Annotated in this window: 15 protein-coding genes; 8 read left to right on the top strand and 7 right to left on the bottom strand. The window is 70.3% G+C overall.

All coding sequences use genetic code 11. The features are described 5' to 3' along the window. Positions 1–57: 57 nt before the first annotated feature. From IPJ59_RS20500 to IPJ59_RS20490, 3 genes are all read left to right on the top strand, one after another. Positions 58–1,572 carry a porin gene (locus IPJ59_RS20500; RefSeq protein ID WP_293272981.1) on the top strand — a complete coding sequence of 505 codons (1,515 nt, stop codon included), beginning with the start codon at positions 58–60 and terminating at the stop codon, positions 1,570–1,572. Positions 1,573–1,720: 148 nt separating this feature from the next. Further along, positions 1,721–2,923, top strand: a complete 1,203-nt coding sequence (locus IPJ59_RS20495) for an AAA family ATPase (protein ID WP_293272980.1) — start codon at positions 1,721–1,723, stop codon at positions 2,921–2,923. Then, entirely contained in the window at positions 2,920–3,525 is a 606-nt protein-coding gene (locus IPJ59_RS20490; RefSeq protein WP_293272979.1) for a DUF4276 family protein, read from the top strand. The genes IPJ59_RS20495 and IPJ59_RS20490 overlap by 4 nt, the downstream gene beginning before the upstream one ends. 28 nt (positions 3,526–3,553) lie before the next feature. On the opposite strand, the gene IPJ59_RS20485 is transcribed toward IPJ59_RS20490, so the two are convergent. Further along, a complete protein-coding gene (locus tag IPJ59_RS20485; RefSeq protein WP_293272978.1) occupies positions 3,554–4,618 on the bottom strand; it encodes a SprT-like domain-containing protein in 1,065 nt (354 codons plus the stop codon). Positions 4,619–4,691: 73 nt separating this feature from the next. On the opposite strand from IPJ59_RS20485, the gene IPJ59_RS20480 reads away from it, so the two are divergent. Genes IPJ59_RS20480 through IPJ59_RS20470 form a run of 3 tightly spaced genes read left to right on the top strand, consistent with a single transcriptional unit; the run spans position 4,692 to position 8,391 of the window. Further along, positions 4,692–5,810, top strand: a complete 1,119-nt coding sequence (locus IPJ59_RS20480; RefSeq protein ID WP_293272977.1) for a hypothetical protein — start codon at positions 4,692–4,694, stop codon at positions 5,808–5,810. Continuing rightward, entirely contained in the window at positions 5,807–8,191 is a 2,385-nt protein-coding gene (locus tag IPJ59_RS20475; RefSeq protein WP_293272976.1) for a TonB-dependent receptor, read from the top strand. Before IPJ59_RS20480 ends, IPJ59_RS20475 begins: the two co-directional genes overlap by 4 nt. A 35-nt stretch (positions 8,192–8,226) precedes the next feature. Further along, positions 8,227–8,391, top strand: coding sequence for a hypothetical protein (locus IPJ59_RS20470; RefSeq protein WP_293272975.1), 165 nt, complete (start codon positions 8,227–8,229; stop codon positions 8,389–8,391). On the opposite strand, the gene IPJ59_RS20465 is transcribed toward IPJ59_RS20470, so the two are convergent. The 6 genes from IPJ59_RS20465 to IPJ59_RS20440 form a co-directional block, all read right to left on the bottom strand. Continuing rightward, positions 8,388–8,972, bottom strand: a complete 585-nt coding sequence (locus tag IPJ59_RS20465) for a hypothetical protein (protein WP_293258266.1) — start codon at positions 8,970–8,972, stop codon at positions 8,388–8,390. The two genes, IPJ59_RS20470 and IPJ59_RS20465, sit on opposite strands and share 4 nt — an antisense overlap. 270 nt (positions 8,973–9,242) lie before the next feature. After that, the gene (locus IPJ59_RS20460) at positions 9,243–12,116 is read right to left on the bottom strand and encodes an NHL repeat-containing protein (RefSeq protein WP_293272974.1); all 2,874 of its coding nucleotides are present in this window, start codon (positions 12,114–12,116) and stop codon (positions 9,243–9,245) included. A gap of 188 nt (positions 12,117–12,304) precedes the next feature. Then, entirely contained in the window at positions 12,305–13,996 is a 1,692-nt protein-coding gene (locus tag IPJ59_RS20455) for a hypothetical protein (RefSeq protein ID WP_293272973.1), read from the bottom strand. A 169-nt stretch (positions 13,997–14,165) separates the two neighbouring features. After that, complete coding sequence (locus tag IPJ59_RS20450; protein WP_293272972.1) at positions 14,166–15,032, bottom strand: hypothetical protein; 867 nt, start codon at positions 15,030–15,032, stop codon at positions 14,166–14,168. Between the two features lie 25 nt (positions 15,033–15,057). Next, positions 15,058–15,717 (bottom strand): hypothetical protein, encoded by a 660-nt coding sequence (locus IPJ59_RS20445; protein WP_293272971.1) that lies wholly within the window; start codon positions 15,715–15,717, stop codon positions 15,058–15,060. 149 nt (positions 15,718–15,866) lie between these two features. Beyond that, the gene (locus tag IPJ59_RS20440) at positions 15,867–16,481 is read right to left on the bottom strand and encodes a hypothetical protein (protein WP_293272970.1); all 615 of its coding nucleotides are present in this window, start codon (positions 16,479–16,481) and stop codon (positions 15,867–15,869) included. A gap of 177 nt (positions 16,482–16,658) precedes the next feature. Here IPJ59_RS20440 and IPJ59_RS20435 point away from each other — a divergent pair, with 177 nt between their 5' ends. Then, the gene (locus IPJ59_RS20435; protein WP_293258254.1) at positions 16,659–17,750 is read left to right on the top strand and encodes an MYXO-CTERM sorting domain-containing protein; all 1,092 of its coding nucleotides are present in this window, start codon (positions 16,659–16,661) and stop codon (positions 17,748–17,750) included. Between the two features lie 57 nt (positions 17,751–17,807). After that, positions 17,808–18,308, top strand: a complete 501-nt coding sequence (locus IPJ59_RS20430) for a hypothetical protein (RefSeq protein ID WP_293258252.1) — start codon at positions 17,808–17,810, stop codon at positions 18,306–18,308. Positions 18,309–18,347 lie beyond the last annotated feature (39 nt).

The raw sequence follows: 18,347 nt of genomic DNA, 5'->3' as shown, positions 1-18,347 counted from the left end.
ACGGCCTCGGGCTGGACCGCGGAATGTTGCGTCGTCGCGGCGCCGCTGGACCTCTGCATGCTGCAAACGCTCCTCACCGTATTCGCCGTCACCCAGACACCCACCCCGATCGCGGGTTCGCCGGAGCCGTCGTCGGTGGTCTCGGCGGGGCCGCTCGCGGCGCCCGAGGCCGCCTCACCGCCGGTGGAGTCCGTGCCCGGGCCGGAGACCTCGGTGGCGGTGGCGGTGGCACCCGCGCCCGCGGTGGCACCCGCGCCCGCGGTGGCACCCGCGCCCGCGGTGGCACCCGCGCCCGCGGTGGCACCCGCGTCGGCGCCGGCACCAGCGGCGGCGCATCACGGGCCCGCGCCCGCGGTGGGTGCGACTGACGCCACGGTCCGAAACAGCAAGCACGGCGACACCACGCCGGTGAGCGAGTCGAGCTACAAGATCGGCAAGGGCTTCACGGTGGCCACCAAGGACGGCCGCTTCTCGCTGCAGATCCGCGGGCGCATGCAGCTGCGCTACGAGTTCCGCCACTTCAACAACGGCGATCCGGTGCAGCACGCGATCCAGGTCCGGCGCATGCGCTTGCTGCTGCAGGGGGCGGTGTTTAGCCCGTACGTGAAGTACCACTTCCAGTTCGGCTTCTCGCCGCTCGACATGAAGAACGACCTGCCCGACGAGAATGGCAGCATCCGCCGCAACCCGCTGCGCGACGCCCGGCTGGAGTTCGACCGGCTGCGCGACTTCACGGTGTGGATGGGCCAGTTCAAGGTGCCCTTCAGCCGCCAGCGCATGCTGTCGTCGGCGTACATGAACATGGTCGACCGGTCGGTGGTGAACGCGGAGTTCAACCTCGACCGCGACATCGGCCTGCAGTTCATGTCGAAGGACCTGGGCGGGCTCGGCGGGCGCCTGGCCTATTACGTCGGCGTGTTCATGGGCGAGGGCCGCAACGCCGTCGACCTCAGCGACCCGGGCCTGCTCTACGCGGGGCGCTTCGAGGTCCGGCCGTTCGGCAAGTTCGACGATTATCACGAGGGTGACGTCGACCGCAGCGCCAAGCCGGCGCTCAGCATCGCCGGGGCCTACGCGTTCCAGGACCGGGCCCACATCGCCAGGGGTGTGGTCGGCGACTATCCGGCTGACCGCGGGACGACCAACTTTCACCACGTGACGGCAGACCTGGTGTTCAAGTACCGCGGCTTCTCGTTCGCCTCGGCGTTTCACCTGCGCAAGGGCTTTGCCCGCAAGAGCGGCGGGGCGCAGGACGACATGGGCGTGGCGATCCCGCTCGAGGCGGCGCGCTCGGGGGTGGGCTGGTACGCCCAGTCAGGCTTCGTCGTGCCGAAGATCCCGCTCGAGATCGTCGGCCGCTACGGGCTCATCCGCAACACCTACGGGACGGCCAGCAGCCTCGGCAGCGAGGACGAGGTCGGCGGCGGGCTCAACTGGTACTTCGTCGGCCACGACCTCAAGCTGCAGCTCGACTACCACCGCCTGGGTAACTCGAAGACGGGCCCGACCACGGCGGAGGCGCTGCGCAATGGCATCGACCGCGTGCGCGTGCAAGTGCAGCTCTACTTCTAGCCCGGCGATCGTCGAGACGAGCAGGACACCCTGCTTCGGCATGGTGCGGTCCCGCCGGTGCGCGGCCCGGGCGCGGTGTCTGCGGCCGAGGTATGAGACGTTTCGGGCTTTCCAGGCGGAGGGGCCTCGGATACCTTGAAGCCGCAGCATGCCCACCCCGCCCGAACATCGTTGGCTGGAGCGGATCTCGCTCGAAGGTTTTCTGTCCTTCGGGCCAGGTGTGGTGGAGGTTGAGCTGGGCCCGCTGAACGTCCTGATCGGGCCGAACGGTGCCGGCAAGTCGAACCTCGTCGAGGCGCTGGCGGTGCTGCGGGCGGTGCCGCGGGACCTGCCGCGGCCGATCCGCCACGGCGGCGGCGTACGCGACTTCCTGTGGAAGGGAGAAGCGCCTGCGGCCGAGGCGAAGATCGAGTTTGTCCGCGCGCCGGGCCTGGTCAGCGCGCCAGGGCACCAAACGCCCGCGGTCCGCTATTGGCTGCGCTTTGGCGCCCAGGGGAGCGCCTTCGTGGTGTCGGGCGAGCGCCTCGAAGCCGCAGTTGCGACGGCGGGCAAGGACAAGCCCTACTTCTATTTTGGCTACGAGGAGGGACGTGCGACGCTCAACGTCAAGGAGGGTCGGCGGGAGCTCCGACGCGAGGATATCGATCCGACGCAGTCGATCCTGTCACAGCGCCGCGACCCCGAGTCGTACCCGGAGATCTCGGCCCTGGCGGACGAATTGGCGAAGATCCGGATCTATCGTAACTGGTCCTTTGGGCCCGATGCGCCGATTCGGGCAAGTTGTCGCGCGGACGTCCGGACGGATTCACTGTCGGAGGACTTCGATAATCTGCCGGCGCGGCTCGCGGTGCTCTGCAACGATTTCGCGTTCAAGCGCCGTCTTCGTGAGCTCCTGGCGATCATCGCCCCCAGCTTCGATGATGTGAACATTGTACCAGAAGGTGGTCAGCTCCAGCTCTATGTCGTTGACGGCGGCCGCAGCATGCCCGCGCGGCGCCTGTCGGATGGCACGCTGCGCTTCCTGGCGTTGCTGGCGATCTTGCTCGATCCATCGCCGCCGCCGTTGGTGGTGATTGAGGAGCCGGAGCTCGGGCTCCATCCTGACACGCTGCCGGTGATTCGCGATCTGTTGCTCGATGCCAGGGCGCGCACGCAGCTGGTAGTGACGACGCACTCGACCATGCTGGTCGATGGCTTCACGGAGCATCCAGAGGCGATCGTGATATGTGATCGGGTGGATGGCGGCACGCAGCTGCGCCGGCTTGATGCGGAGCGGGTGGCGGTATGGCGGCAGCACGGCAGCCTGGGCCAGCTCTGGCTGGATGGTCTTTTCGGAGGTATGCGGTGGTGAGGCGGCAGGAGAGCCTGCGGATCTTCGTCGAGGGGGGCGGGGACAATCACCTGACTCGGAGCCGCTGCAAGCAGGCGTTCTGCATCCTGATCGAGCGCGCGGGCTTCGCGGATCGGATGCCCAAATTCACGGTTTGCGGCAGCCGCTCTCGCGCGTACGAGATGTTCTCGACGGCCTGCGGCCTTGGCGAGGAGAGCCTGCTGTTGGTGGACAGCGAGGGGCCGGTCTCGCAAGCCTCTCCGTGGGAGCATGTGCGGATACGGCAAGGTGATGGCTGGGTCAGGCCTCCTGGGGCGCGGGAGGAAGATCTGCATTTCATGGTCGAGTGCATGGAGGCCTGGATCCTCGCGGATATGGCGGTTCTGCGGAGAAAGTACGGTCAGCGACTGCAGGAGAGCGCGTTGCCGAAGCGCCGTGATGTTGAGATGGTGCCCAAGCAGGAACTGCTCGCCGGGATCACACGGGCCACATCGGCCGCTGACTACAGCAAGGGCAAGCAAGCCTTTGAGCTGTTGGAGGCGGTCGACCCGGTTGTGTTGCGCGAGCGCTGTCCGTGGGCGGAGCGCTTCTTCGCCGAGCTCGAGCTGCGTACGCGGGCCTAGACGCCGTCAGCGCGGGGCCTGAAGGCCGTCAGCGCGGCCCGGGTAGGGCGCGGCCGCGGGGGCCGCGTTCGTCGTGCACGGGGCGCTGCAGGGTGAGGCGCTGGCCGGCGGCGCGGCCGGCCTCGTGGGCGTGGCTGCGGCGCACGCCGGACTTGGCCATGGCGCGCACGTTGGGGTGGCGGCCGCGGAAGAAGCGCTGGAGATCGGGGTCGCCGAGCCAGACGAGGCCGGCCTCGGCGTTGCGCTTGCGTTCCTGGCGGAGCTTGTCGCGAAAGCCGAGCAGGACGCCGGCGGTGTACTCGCGCTTGCGGGCGGCGGGGAGCGAGAGGCTTTGGTGCTCGTGCTGCCACAGGCGCTCGAGACTGGCGTGCAGGAAGGCGTGGACGTGGGCGGCCATCTCGAGGTTGGCGTCGCTGCCGGCGACCTCGAGGACGCGCTCGTGACGGTCGCGGCGGGGGTTGTAGGTGGTGGTCCAGATGCACTCGACGAAGAAGAACTCGGCGAGGATCGCCCCGACCAATTTCCAGTCGAGCGGGAGGGCGGCGGCGCTGCTGCCGAGGCGGCGCGCGGCGTAGCCGAGCGGCGGGCCGCCGGTCGGGAGCTCGAGGTTGTAGCGCAGCAGCAGGGTGTTGGCGGCGGCCATCGCCGCCTCGGCTTCGTGACGGTTGGCGCTGGTCGCCAGCGCGAGCAGCTTGTGGACGCGGCGCAGGGTCTTGCTCTGCTCGTCGGCCTCGCGCGCGCGGGGGGTGCCGCTGGCGTGGGCCTCGATGCCGAGCAGGGCGCAGGCGCGGACGAACTGCGGGCCGTGCGGGCGCTCGTCGCCGCCGAGGACCTCGTCGACGTACTGGTGGGCCATCTCGTGCTTGAGCGTGGCGAGCACCTCGTCCCAGGCGTGGTTCCAGACGTGGTGGTGGGCGATGCCGAGGAGGCGGGCGTCGCTCTCCCAGCGCCCGAGGCGGCGCTCGCCGCCGTCGATCTGCAGCACCGGGGGCCGCAGGCGGCCGCCGAGGTGGTGATCGTTGAACTTGTGCCAGGCGCTGCGCAGCTCGGCCAGCCAGGCCGGATGCAGCTTGTCGTCGAGGGTCGCGTGCATGCGGGAGCGGGAGCTTGGCACAGGGCCGGCGGTCGAGACAACCGGCGCGCCAGGCCGATATACTGCGCCGGGCGTGCGCCGAACAGGCCAGGACGAGCGACTCGGCGGACGCGCGGGTGGTCGGCGTCCGGCCCGGGCATCCGCGGCGCTGCGGGGGATCGCCGGGGTCGTGGCCGTGTCGGTGGTCGGCTGTCTGCCCGAGGGGGCGCCGCCGTGGCTGGTCGACCATGCGATCGTGGCGTCGGTCCGCTTCGATGTGGCCGTGCGCGGGCCCTACGCGCCCGAGTCGCCGCGCGACGATCGGCTGGTCGCGTCGTTGATGCCGGGTGACCGTCTGCGGGCGACGCCCTTCCTGGTCGGACCCGCGGGGCCGATCGACGCGGGAGCGGTGCGGCCGGCGTGGTTCTACTGCCGGGCGACGCGCTGCTTCGGCGACGTCACGCAGGGCGCTCGGCCGCGGGCCTGCGAGATCGAGGGCGTGGGCTCGACCACGACCTGCGCGCTCGGCCAGGCGGCGGCGCCGGAGCTCGAGCTGGGGGCGCTGCAGAGCCTGGTCGACCTGTACGCCGACCCGCCCGCGCTGATGATGGTCGCGGGCGCGGGGGCGACCGACACGGCGAGCTGCGTCGATCGCCTGCGCCGGCTGCAGGACGACGGCGAGACGGTTCAGGCGTGCATCGTGATCATCGAGCCGCTGCCGCTCGGGCCGCTGTGGCGGCTGATGCTGGTGGCGGCCGCGACCGGGCTGCCGGACGCGCTGCCGTTGAACGGGATCTCGCCCGAGGTGCAGGCGGCCCAGCCGGCCCTGTACCCGGCGGTGCTGCCCTTCGAGCTGACGATCACGGGCGTCGATGGACAGCCGCGCGAGCTGATCGCGGCCGACGGTGCGAGCGTGGCGGTGGCCCGCGGCGAGCAGGTCGAGATCGTCGCGCCGGTCGACGTGTTCGACATCCAGCTGTTCTATCAGGCGCTGCTCGGCAACGGCAGCGAGGTGCTGTTCCAGGCGACCTTCGAGAGCTTCAGCTCGAGCTGGCTGTTCACCGCCGACGTGGCGCCCGATGACACGATGGCCCTGCAGCAGGTCGACTTCGTGGTCCCCGAGGACGCGCCCGCGACGATCTATGGCTATTACCTGCTCGGCGACGGCCGCTCGCAGGTGTGGGCCTGGCTGCGCTTCGAGGTGGCGGAGTGAGGCCGATCGCGTGGGTCGTCGCGGGGCTGGTGGTGGCCGCGGGGTCCAGGACGGCCGGGGCGGCGGGGCCGTCGCCGCCTGTCCCGAAGAACCTGTGCGAAAAGCCAGGTGTGTGCGGGAGGATCGACGGCGTGGTGCGGGCGGCGGGGTCGCGCACGGCGATGGCGGACGTGGCCGTGATCGCGGTGCCGGCGTCGTCGCGGCGGCTGCCGGCGCGGGCCGACCCGGCCTCGGATCGACCGGCGTGGATCCGCGAGGTCCGCACGGCCAACGACGGGTCGCTGACGCTGGTGACCCCGCCGGGGCTGGTGCGCCTGGTGATCGTGGCGCCGGGCTTCGATCGCTTCGAGGCGGTGATCGAGGTGCCGCGGGGCGGCAGCGCGGCGACGCAGCTGTTCCCGCGGCCGCTCGAGTCGAATCCCTACCGCACGGTGGTGAAGACGGCGAGCGAGCCGACGCGGGCGCCGTCGGTGGCCGGGCGCACGCTGAGCCGCGAGGAGATCGCGACGCTGCCGGGCACGCAGGGCGACCCGCTGCGGGCGCTGCAGAACCTGCCGGGGGTGGCGCGCACGCCGGGCGGGCTGGGGCTCCTGGTGCTGCGGGGGGCGAACCCCAATCAGTCGCTGGTGTTCGTCGGGGAGCACCCGGTGCCGCGGGCGTTCCACGTGCTGTCGCTGGCGAGCGTGGTGCCGGCGGATGTCATCGACCGCATCGACTTCACGCCGGGCAACTTCGACAGCCGCTACGGCAACGCGACCGGCGGGGTGGTGGTGATCGAGACGCGTCGCGGCCGGCGCGACGGGGTCCACGGCTTCGCCAAGGTCGACCTGACGGCGACGGGGGCGATGCTCGAGGGGCCGCTCGGCAAGCGCGGCGGGAGCTTCATCGTCGGCGGGCAGCGGGGCTACATCGACGGCGTATTGCTGGCCGCCCAGAAGCTGCTCGGCGAGCAGGACTTCCTGTTGCCGCGCTACTACGATTACCAGGCGATGATCGAGCACCCGCTGCGGGGCGGCGGGACGATCACGGCGCGGGTGATCGGCTCGGGCGATCGCCTGCGCCTGCGCCGTGACGGCGAGCTGGCGTTCGACTTTCGCAGCGACTTTCACCGCGCCGATGTCGTGCTGCGCAAGCGGGCGGGGCTGTGGCGCCTGATGGTCAGCCCGGCGTTCCGCTACGAGATCGGCCGCCGCGAGGTGCCGGCGCAGATGGCCGTGCAGCACCGCCGCGACTATGTCAGCTCGCTGCGCGCCGAGGCGGCGCGCGAGCTGTCGCAGCGCTTCATGCTGGTGTTCGGCGCCGATCTCCAGGTCGACGCCTTCTCGGCGCGGACGCTGCTGCAGGCCGACTCCGGGGTGCCCGGCGAGACGATGGCGCAGGACGCGACGGGCACCGAGACCTGGCTCGGCGCCTACACCACGGCGCACCTGCGGCTCGGGCCGCTGCTGCTGACGCCGGGGGTGCGCGCGGCGGGCTTCGTCGTGGGGAAGGCGACGGCCTTCGCGATCGACCCGCGGCTCAATGGTCGGCTCGAGGTCGGCGAGCGCTGGAGCTTTCGCTTCGGGGTCGGGCTCTACTCGCAGCCGCGGGTGAGCCGCTACGCGGCGGACGGTCGCCTGGTGCCGGGCGGGGCGCGGCTCGGCAGCGACAATTTGATCGTGCCCACATTCTTCTCCAACTTCGAGCCGCTGATCGTGTTCCAGCCGCTGGAGGACACGCTGCGGGTGGCGCGGGCGCTGCAGGCCAGCGCGACGGCGCAGCACGACTTCCTGGCCGGCTACACGGCGGAGCTGACGGGCTTCTGGCGCGAGCAGAACAACGGCACGCCGGCGCAGGTGCTGGGCCAGGTGCTGCCGGGCTCGCGCACCCGCAACTACGGGCTGGAGCTGCTGCTGCGCAAACCGCTGACGCGGCGGCTGTATGGCTGGGTCGCGTATACGCTGATGCGCAGCCAGCTGTTCACCGAGGCCCGCGGACCGCTGCCGGCGACCCGCTTCACGGCGGACTTCGACCAGCGCCACAACCTGGCGCTGATCGCCAGCTACAAGCTGCCGCGCGGCTGGCAGGTCGGCGGCCGCTTCCGCCTGGTCTCGGGCACGCCCTACACGCCGATCCTCGGGGCGGTGCAATATGAGGGCAGTTTTCAGGCGATCAGCGGCAGCTACAACAGCGCCCGCTTCCCGCCGTTTCACCAGCTCGACCTCCGCGTCGACAAGCGCTGGACCCTGCGCCGCGCGAGCGTCAACGCGTACCTCGACGTCCAGAATGTCTACAATCGGACCAACGTGGAGGCGTATATCTATAACTACGACTTCTCGAGCGCGGCCGGCGGGATCGGGCTGCCGATCTTCCCGTCGATCGGGCTGCGCGTGGACTTCTGAGGCTCAGGAACCCGCTGCTCACCGCCACCGCCCGCGTGCTCGGCCTGGTCGGGCAGGTCGGCCGCGGCATCCCGCTGATCCGCAAGGCCCTCGGCGACGCGACCAGCCTGCCGGTCCAGTTTCACACCGCGCAGACCGAGGTCCGCGTGGTGCTGCCGTCCTACATCAACGCCTCGATGGGCAACGTCACCTGCAACTAACCGCCAATCGTGCACTCGCCGTTCTTGCAGCCGTACATGAAGTCGAGGCAGGTCTCGCCGCATTGCCCGCAGTTGTGGTCGTCCTCCAGGAGGTCCGTGCATGTGCCGTCGCAGGCGCCCGGGGTGTCACAGGTCAGTTTGATCGCGATCGTGCGCTCACCATGGTTGCCGTCGATGTCCTGAAAGTCGGCCTTGAGCACGCGCATTTGCTCGTACCCGTTGAAGTCGATCTTCTCCGCCATGCCGAGCTGTTCCCAACTGAGCGGGAGCTGGTAGGTGCCGCCGCCCATGTGCGCGAAAGCCCCATAATACACGCTGCCGTCCTCGCTGGTGAGCTTGCCGGCGACGATGGTGTCGAGCCCGTCCGGGTCGACCACGATCGCCGTCAAAATTATCGCCTCGTTTTCCGTCAGGCTCGGCGCGCTGGCCAGGAGTTCCATGACCATCGGCGCGCCGCTCGGAGCCCCGGTCGTCGTCGGCGTGTCGCCGCCGGTGTCGGTCGATCCGGTGTCCCCGCTGCTGGTGCCGTCCGTCGACCCGTCAGCTGGGCCCGCGCAGGCGAACGAGAGAAGCAGTGGCAAGCAGACGGAAATCGAGAGCCCAGGTCGGTGCATGACAGGCCGGACTTTGCCAGAGTGCGCGGCTCAGGTCGAGGGCTCGGCGACCAGCTTGCCCGGCGTGGTCACCGGCCGCGCATCGATGCCCGGGACCACTTGGCCGGTGACGGCGACTTCTCGAGCGCGGCCGGCGGGATCGGGCTGCCGATCTTCCCGTCGATCGGGCTGCGCGTGGACTTCTGAGGCTCAGAAACAGGCCCCGGGGCTGCCCCCGGGGCGATCGAAGGGTCGTGCTCAGGGCTTGGGGATCACGACCCGAATGTGGATACCACCGTTGTCCGAGACCTCGGTGAACACGGCGTTGGCAACCGTCTTCCCGCCGATGAAGTTGAGGTTCGAGGTGTCCGGCACGGCGTCCGGGTAGACCTGCAGGAAGCCCTGCGAGGTCGGCTGGGCCGCGGTCACGTTGCCGAAGATCGCCTCGACCCCATCGGGGATCGTCGGCGCGCCGACGACATCGACGGCGATCGACTCTTCGTTGCCGATCGGTCCGGCGTCGTCGATGCGGGTGTCCCGAAGGCGCAGCGGCGAGATCGGCTCGAAGCCGACCCCGTCGCCGAACCACCCGAGCACATCGACGAGGTAGTGGGAGTTTTGCGAAGTGTAAAGGGTGGCGAACCCCTCGGCCGAGACCGGGATGATGACGAGGTTCGACCGGACTCCGCCGACCGTGAAGTTGAGGTTGGAGGTCACCGGCTGCGCCGCGCCGGACTCGAAGATCGTCGCGTAACCGTTGCCGGCCGGGGTCACGGCGGCGAGGTTCGCGATGACTGCGCTGACGCCCGCGAGCGGGATCACGACACCATCCGCGAGCTTTACCTCCCGGGTCCCGGCGGGGACCACCGCGGCCCCGAATTCCGGCTGGCGTGAGTCGAACACCCGGGTCGGGGTGACCATGTGGATGTCAGCGGTCGGCTGGAAGTAGCCGAACGCGTCGACGAGCACGTGCGAGGTGCCCTTGTCGGTGAAGTGAAAGAGCTCGACCTTGCCGTCGGCGCCGGGCTCGACGATGACGAGGGTCGGGATCGTCTCGCCGGCCGCGAAGTTGACGCTCGAGTTTCCCGGGTTGGGCGGGTCGGGATAGGCCGCGAGATAGCCCCTGCCTTCGGGGTTGGCGATCGTGATGTTGAGGACGACCGCGCCCATCTGCGCCGCGGCCGGGAGCCCGGCCTTGTTGGCCAGCGTGACCGAGATGGTCTGGTCGGTCGCCAGCGGGCCGACGAACTCCTGGCCAGGCACGCGAGTGTCGAGCACCCGCGCCGGCCCGACCGGGACATAGCCCGATCCGACTGGGAGGTAACCGCTGACGTCGAAGATCACGTGGGCGGTGGTCGCTGGCGGCGGGGGCGGAACGTCGGGGCAGACCTTGGCGTAGCGGACCGGCGCATACCCTGCGGCATAGCCCGCGCTGCCCCACGAGATGTCGTGGACGACCACGCGCATCCAGTCCTTGCCGGTCGTCGACTCGACGACCTTCACGCCAGCGGCCCCGAGGTGCTGGGCGACGAGCCGGACGTGCGAGCCCGGCTTGTTGAGGGCGTCGCCGGGCAGCAGCGCGTCGGTGCCAGGGAGCCCAAAGCTGACGTTCTGCAGGGTGCTGGTCGTCTGGTGCCCGGATAGCCAGGCCTTGGTCACGAAGCCCGAGCAGTCGACGCCGTAGGAGCAACCGTCGACGACCTTGTCGTTCGCCGTGTTGAGGTCACCGACCGTGTAATTGTTGGCGACTGCGTTGGCGTAGGTGCTCACCTCCATGTACCCCGCGTATTTGTAGGCGACACCCTTGATCGACTGGCCGAGATGGCTCTGGAAGTAGGCGACCGGCGTCCGTCCGGAGCAGGTCGTCATGTGCTTCGTATTGTAGACGGCCGTGAAGTTCGCGTACTCGTAGGCCCGCTGCATGATCTCGTCGCGGCTCATGCACTGACCCTCGCCGGCCTCGAGGCCGCCCTCGATGCCCGGCGCGAGGGCCTCGGGTTCGCCGCCGCGGCCCGCGTGGGGGTCGGATCCCGGCCGGAAAGCCATCACACCTGGGGGCAGCTTCAGCGGCGTAGCCACGGCGATGTCGACCGGCCGGCGCAGCGACGCCTCGTCGGCGCTCGCGCTCATGACCCGGAGCTCGCCCTCGGGGTCCATCGTGATCCGGTGCTCGACCCAGACCTGCTCGTGGCGCATCGGCATCTCGAGGACCCGCAGCAGCGTCCCGTCGAGGGCGAAGCGGTAGGCGAGCATGCGCGTCACGATGGCACCTTCGAGCATCCCGACGTCGGCGACGCGCAGCCAGATGTCCCCCTCAGGCGTCGCGCCGATCAGCGCGAGGTCTCCGAGCATGCCCGCGGTCTCGATCGTTGCGACCTTGATGTCATCGACGAGCAACGAAGCGGTCGACAGGTTGGCCGCGGGCACGCCGGTCGCGGCCACCAGCTCGATGCTGTGGCCATCGACCTGGTGCTTCGAGATCGGGGCCCCAGGCGCGGCGATCCGTGTCCCGTCGCCGGCGAACAGCGGCAGGTGCTCGCGACCGAAGGCCAACTCGACCGCCACGACACCCTCGGCGTCCCTGCGCAGGCCGGTGATGTCGGTGATGTCGAGCTGGCTGGTGGGGATGTCGAAGGTCTCCCAGGCCGTGGCCGCCGCATCGTTTCGGCCGACCCGACCGATCATCGGCGTCTGGCCGCCAAGCATGAGGACATAGACGTGAGTCTCGGTCACCTCGATGTCCTCGATGCCGCGGGCCAGGCCCTCGAGATCGTAGCGATCGACGATCTTGCCATCGTCGTTGATGACCAGGATCTTGTGGCCGGGTCCGTCCGCGAGCCAGTTGAGGCCGAGGTGATCGACGACATAGGCCGCGGGGCCCCAGGCCTCCATTTCCAGCGATCCAACCCCCGAGTAGGTCAGATTGTCGGGTCCCCCACCGACGCCGATCCCGGTGATCCGCTCCGAGTCTTGTTCGGGATCGGGCACCTCGCCGCCTTCCTCCCCGGTCCCGCTATCGCTCCCGCTCGTGCCGGGCTCGTCCGCGGTCACGTCGTCTCTGCAGGCCGTGAGCAGCAGCGCCAGGGCGACCCATGAAAGCTCCCTCGGCTTGCGACGGGCGAGACAGGACATTGGTATGGTTTCATCGGCGAGCCAGGGTGTCATGAACCCCAACGCTATCCCCGCAGCGCGTGGATCGCAACCCTGCCGGGGTCGGGTACAACGCCCCAGGGAGCGATCACTACGATTTCTCGATCGCGGCCGGCGGGATCGGGCTGCCGATCTTCCCGTCGATCGGGCTGCGGGTGGATTCTTGGGGCTCAGGCGTCGGTGTAGAGGAAGAGGACCAGGAACATGCCCCAGGGGCTGCCCGCGGGGCGGTGCTGGCTGAGGTCGAGGTCGATCTGGACGTGCTCGGCGTCCAGCAGATCCTTCGGGAATTGTAGCGAGTCGAGGTCAGTGGTCCGCAGGGCCAGGCCGCGCATGGCGAGGCCGGTCTTGCCGACGATGTCCGAGAGCATGACCTGCAGTGCGTCATTCATATCGGCGCCGGCGTGGATCTTCGATCGGGCGGCGGCGAGCGGGGGCGCCGAGTTGCCGTCGACGCGGATTACGGGGCGGCGGCCGAGCGCGGCCCGCTCGCGGTCGAGGACGTCGAGGATCGCCTGCTCGCTGGCGGCGAGGTCGAGGGTCTCGAAGAACTGGTAGGTGGCGACGATCGCCTGGCTGCCGTCGCCGCTGTCGCGGGCGGCGAGGGCGATCGCGGCGGAGCGCGGGTCGAGCAGGGCGGCCCGGCGCGCGGGGCTCATGAGCGCGGCCTCGAGGGCGAGGTCGACGCTCTCGGCGCCGTCGAGCTCGAGGCCGAGGAAGGCGCCGTCGCGCAGGGTGCCGCCGTCGACCTGCCAGCCGGCGATCATGCCGAGCGCGACGAGGTCGGCGGTGCGGCCGTCGTGGTTGTGACTGGCGGCGAGGTAGTGCGGGAGCAGGCGTCCGGCGACGACGCTCTGGGCCTCGGCGTGTCGCAGCGGGCGCATGCCGAGGGCGTCGCGCAGGCCGGCGATCGCGGCGAGCAGGGCCGGGGCGCCGCGGCCCTGCATCGGCGTGGCCGGGCGCGCGAGGTCGCGGGCGGCGTGGGTGTCGGGGGCGGGCTGGCCGGGGCTGATCATGGCGATCATGGCCCGCTCGCTGAGCAGGCGGCCGGGTGCGCTGGTGCTGAGCTCGAGGAAGACGGTGGGGTCGGCGGGGTCGACGGCGCAGCGGAAGCGGAAGCGCGGGGCGGCGGTGCCGGGCACGGCGAGGCACTCGCGAAAGCCGTAGGCGCCGCGGGTGACGTGGGCCGAGCTGCCGCTGACGGGGATGATGAAGCGGCCGCGCAGCTCGACGATGCCGTCGCGGCCGGCGTCGATCGGGAGCGGCTCGAGCTCGAGGGTGCGTTCGCCGTGCACAACGACGACGACGGAGCGGCCGTCCTGCTCGCCCGACCACGCGCCGACGGCGACGCCGGAGCGCGGGAGCTTGGCGAGCGTCGCCTCGGTCCCGGCGCGCCAGGGGCCGGTGAGATCGGCGGCGCCGGGGGTGTCGCCGTGGCCGATCGCGACTTGAAGGTCGGCCACGGGCTCGCCGCAGCGGGCGAGGATGAAGGTGGCGAGCTCGGGCGCGGGCATGGCGGCGTGGGCGAGCCAGAAGCGGCCGTACTCGCGGGCGACGCAGTGCATGCCAGCGGAGAGGAGGACGCCGGGGCCGAGGCTCTCGGCGAGAAGCGCACCGGTGGCCGACTCGCGCTCGTGCGGGGCGCTGCCGATATGGGTCGGCAGCGGCGCGGCGAGGGTCCAGCTGGGGACCCGGCGGGTGGGCTCGGGCGGAGGGATCGTGGCCGGGGCGGCGGCCAGGCGCTCGAGCTCGGCGGACGAGGGGAATTGCGGCAGTCCGGCCGCGCTGGCGGCGGCAGTATGTCGGCATCCGGGTGAGGTGGCGAGCAGCAGGGCGCTGGCGAGGAGAGATTCGATGCGCATGGGGTCTGGCTCCGGGGGCGCTGATTGCCCCTTATCACGGGGACGAGGGTCGCCTGCGGGTGGCGCAGAGAAAAAGATCGGCGGGCGTTCGCGCCCGTCGATCGTCCACGAGCGCCGGTATCTCGCAGCATCGATCGGCTCAGGCGATCGCCGAGCATGCGGCCGGCGTTCAATCGAGGTCGGGCAGGCCCTCGATCTCGATCGGGGCCGGCTGCACCTTGGCTTTGGCCTGCTGTTGTATCTGCGAGTGCGCGACCTTCATCTGCAGCTTCGTGAGCTCGGGCAGCAGCTTCTGGTTGGTCTCGTTCAGGGTCCGCAGCAGGGCGCCGCCGATGCTGGTGCCGGCCGCGACGCCGGCGTACAGGTCGTCGAAGACCTGGGCCAGCGCGGGCGGCACGCTGTCGGAGCTGGGCCGGGTCTGGGTGCGGTTCCCGGGCTTGACGGCGGCGACGGCGGCCTCGAGGTCGCCGCGGCCGATCCACCGCAGCACGCCGCCGATCGTGGCCTCGGGGTCGCCGAGGACCTGGTCGTAGGTCAGGAGGCGGGCCGGGTAGCGCCGCAGCGAGATGTCGCGCACCAGCGCGAAGTTCTCCATCCACCATTCGTAGGCGGGCGGAAAATTGAAGGGATCGTCGACCTCGACGCCCGTGGCGCGCACGGCCTCGCGGCTCTGGGCTTCCATGGCGTAGAGGCGGTTGATGGAGGCCTCGTACTCGCGCCACTCGCGGACGTTGGCGAGCAGGTGGCTGATGTATCCGGCTTCGGAGCGGATGACACCGGGCACGAAGACCTTCACCACATAGCCGTCGACCTGCGCCGGCGTGAAGTACTTGCCGGTGCGCGGGTGCGGGTTGGTGGCGAAGTAGACGCCGTTGCGCAGCAGGGTCTCGTAGAAGCCGTCGGGGTTGGCGTCGCGCAGCGGACTGGTGCCCCAGTCGCGCGGGAACGCCTTGCCGAGGATCGGCAGGCCCGCGGCCTGCAGCACCTGCATCCACATCGAGGTGCCGCTGCGCTTGGTGCCGGAGACGAAGATCATTTGGGCTCTGGGCGTGCGGCCACGCCTAGTTGCACGCGGTTTGCCGGGCCATATCCTCGGTCTCGCACACCGGGAGGTCGCCCATGGTGTGGCCCAGGAACTCCTCACAGTTGAGCGCCGAGAGGCAGGCGAACCACGCCTCCTGGGCCTGCCCACAGTCGGCCCCGTAGTATTTGGCGTAGTACATGAGTCCGTATCCACACATCTGCTCATAGGCCATCGCCGCCGTCGGCTCCATCAGGCACTCGGCGAACTTCGCACCATAGGACACGCATACCGGAGGTACCTCGGGGACGCACCCGGTTTCCAGGGCCTGCATCTCGGCCTCGCACTTCGGGGGGTCGCTCGCTAACTCGGCACAGCTGAGCGCCGAGACGCAGGCCAGATACGCCTCGTAGCTCTGCGTACATTTGACCCCGATGGTCCCGAACTCCATGAGGAGGAGGGCACAGTGCTGATCCGCATCCACCCCTTCGATCGGGCCGATGTTGCACTCGTCAAACTTCGCGCCGTAGGCCACGCACGCTGGAGGTACGTCGCCGTCGCCGGTGGTGCCGGTGGCGCTGGCCGAGCCGGTGGGCGTGTCACCTGTGGAGGCCGGCTCCGTGCTCGTTGTGTTTCCTGTCGTCGCGTCCGTGTCCGTGTCTTGGTCTTTACACCCCGGCACCGTGGCGAGCAGACCCACCGCGACCAAGCTCCCCTGGAACCCCCCCTGGAACCCGAACCAGTCGTCCATGATCTGACAATAGGTGGGTTTGGCGGCGCGTGTCAACGGTCCGGCGGGCGCTCGCGCCCGCCGGACGTTCACGAGCGTCTGCGTCGCGGCGGGCTGGCTCAGGCGATCGCGCTGATCTCGACGCTCAGCTGGTATTGCTCGTGCCCGGGGTGCGGCAGGTCCTTCGTCGGCGCCGGGGCGACGCTGTGGAGCTCGACGTGGTAGCCGAACACCTCGGCCGCCGCGAGCTCGGGGTGGCCGGCGCGCGCGGTCAGGGTGAATTTCTCGGTCTCGCCGCTGTCCTTGGTCAGCGACAGCCCGACGATGCATTGCCCCTCCCACACGCAGGTGACCCCGATCGGGCAGCGCGAGTCCTGGTCGACGCTGAGGAACGCGAGCTTCAGCTTGGCGTCGTCGAGGTGCGCGCTCTGGCCGTACTTGAGGGTGAAGGGCTCGCCGAGGTGAGGCCCGAGCGCGTCGGGGCGCGGGATCATCGGCGAGACGATCTCGTGGATGCTGGCGACCTTGATCGTCTGGCGGTCCGCGAGGGTGCCCTCGACCTCGACCATGCGCCGGCCGTAGAACTCGAGCTGGTAGTCCGGCTGCCAGGGCTGGCGGTCCTGATAGCGCAGGAGGTAGTCCATGCGGTAAGTCTGTAGATAGTAATCGGGGCCCTCGCTGCGCGAGCCGACCCGACCGTGTTTCACGTATACCAGTCCACGATACTTCGCCATGATGTCCATCCTCCGCCGCGTTGTCGGCGGCCCGAGTATCCGCCCCCACGGCCGCGGGTGTGCCCGCAATCGCTGCGTCCTACGCGCGGATCTGGCGAGCGCGGCTCGAGCGGCGGCGTCCGCGTGGCGCGGAGCTGCAGCTCGCCAGGACGGGCTTCGGATATACTCGCGGCCGCGATGCTCGTCCGCGTGGCTGCTCTGCTGGTCCCTGCGCTGCTGCTCGCGCGCGAGGCGAGGGCCTGCGAGCCAGATCTCTGCCCCGGGGTGGTCGCGGTGTTGGAGCTGGCGCCGGCCAGCGACGCGGCGATCCCGACCGATGGCGTGCTGGTGCTGAAGGCCGCGACGATCGGGGAGCTCACGCCGGCGGCGCTGGCCGGGCGCACCAGCTTGGCGGTGACGCAGGACGGCTCGCCGGTGGCCGGGGCGCTCGCGCCGGGGCCCTTCGCGGGGCTGCTGATCTGGCGACCGGACGCGCCGCTGATCGCGGGGGCCAGCTATCAGGTCAGCGGCAGCCTGACGAACCCGGACCCGAGCGATGGTTGCAGCGAGGCGACGATACCGTTCGCGTTCGCGGTGCAGGCCGCGACGGGTCCGACGGCCGCGCTGGCGCCGGTGGAGCTCGCGGTGGTCGAGACTTACTTCGACGACCCGGTGCTGACGCTGACGACGATCGTGTGCTGCAACGACGCGTATCCGGGCGACCAGCAGATGTGCGGGGTGTCGTACGGGGCGACGTGGTCGAAGGGCGCCTGCGCGGCGACGCAGACGCGCGGGTACTTGCGCGTGCAGCTGACGGGCAAGCCAGGCGTCGACCCGGCGAGCGCGGGGCAGTGGGCCCGGGTGCTGCGCCAGGACGGCACGGTGGTGGCGGGCGGGCTGGCGACGGTGTTCACGCGCGAGGCCCTGGCGCCGACCTGCTTGGCGATCGATCAGGTGAGCCTGGCGACCGGCGAGGTGGCGGCGGGCGAGGAGCGCTGCTTCGGCGAGGGCGTGGCGCTCGGGCTGCGGCCGCTCGACCCGGCGGCGGCGCTCGGCGAGCAGTGCTTCAGCGATCTGTACACCTGCGAGATCGACGACGATCGCTGGGACCCGCTGCGCTGCAAGAGCTGGGGCCCCGACGCGGTGCCGCCGGGCGACGACGGCGAGGCGCCGCCGGAGGAGGCGGGCTGCGGCTGTCGCAGCGTGGGCCAGGGCGGTGGCCAGGGCGTGGGCCAGGGCGTGGGCCTGTTGATGCTGCTCGGGCTGGCACGCCGGCGCCGACGCGGGTGAGCGGTGGACCCCGAGATTTCGTGCGCATCCGCGCGTCGCCGTGGTATGGCGTCGGGCATGGGATTCTTCGACAAGGCCAAACAATTCATGGGCGGCAAGAACATGGCGAGCGTGGAGATCACGGTCATCGAGCGCCAGCCCGCCGCGTCTGCACGCTTTCCGGTCGGTGATTCGGTGCTCAAGGGCACGATGGTGATCACGGGTCAACAGGACTGCACGCTGCTGGCGACCAAGTACGAGCTGTGGCTGTACATCAAGAAGGACGACGGTGAATCGGTGAACCTGGTCCGCTCCGAGAAGGACCCGGACCCGAACACGAGCTACAGCGACAGCTGCCTCAAGATGCCGTGCGAGGTGAAGCCGGGGCAGGTGATCACGCAGCCGTGGATGGTCAGCGATGTCGACCTGCCGAAGATCCTCGCCGCCAACGGCTTCCCCGACCCCAACCGGGCGGTCGGCGACGCGCGCGTCCGGTTGGTGGTCAAGTGCATCGCCGACGTGAAGGGCTCGCCCTTCGACCCCTGCGCCGAGGTGACCGTCGCGCTCGCGCCGGCCTGACGCGGCGATGGTGCCCGCGACGGAATGCGGGTAGTGTGG

The sequence above is a fragment of the Nannocystis sp. genome (assembly GCF_016714285.1).
Taxonomy (GTDB): Bacteria; Myxococcota_A; Polyangia; order Nannocystales; family Nannocystaceae; genus Nannocystis.
Note: the sequence above shows the minus strand (reverse complement) of the source record. Positions and strands in the feature narration are given on the sequence as shown.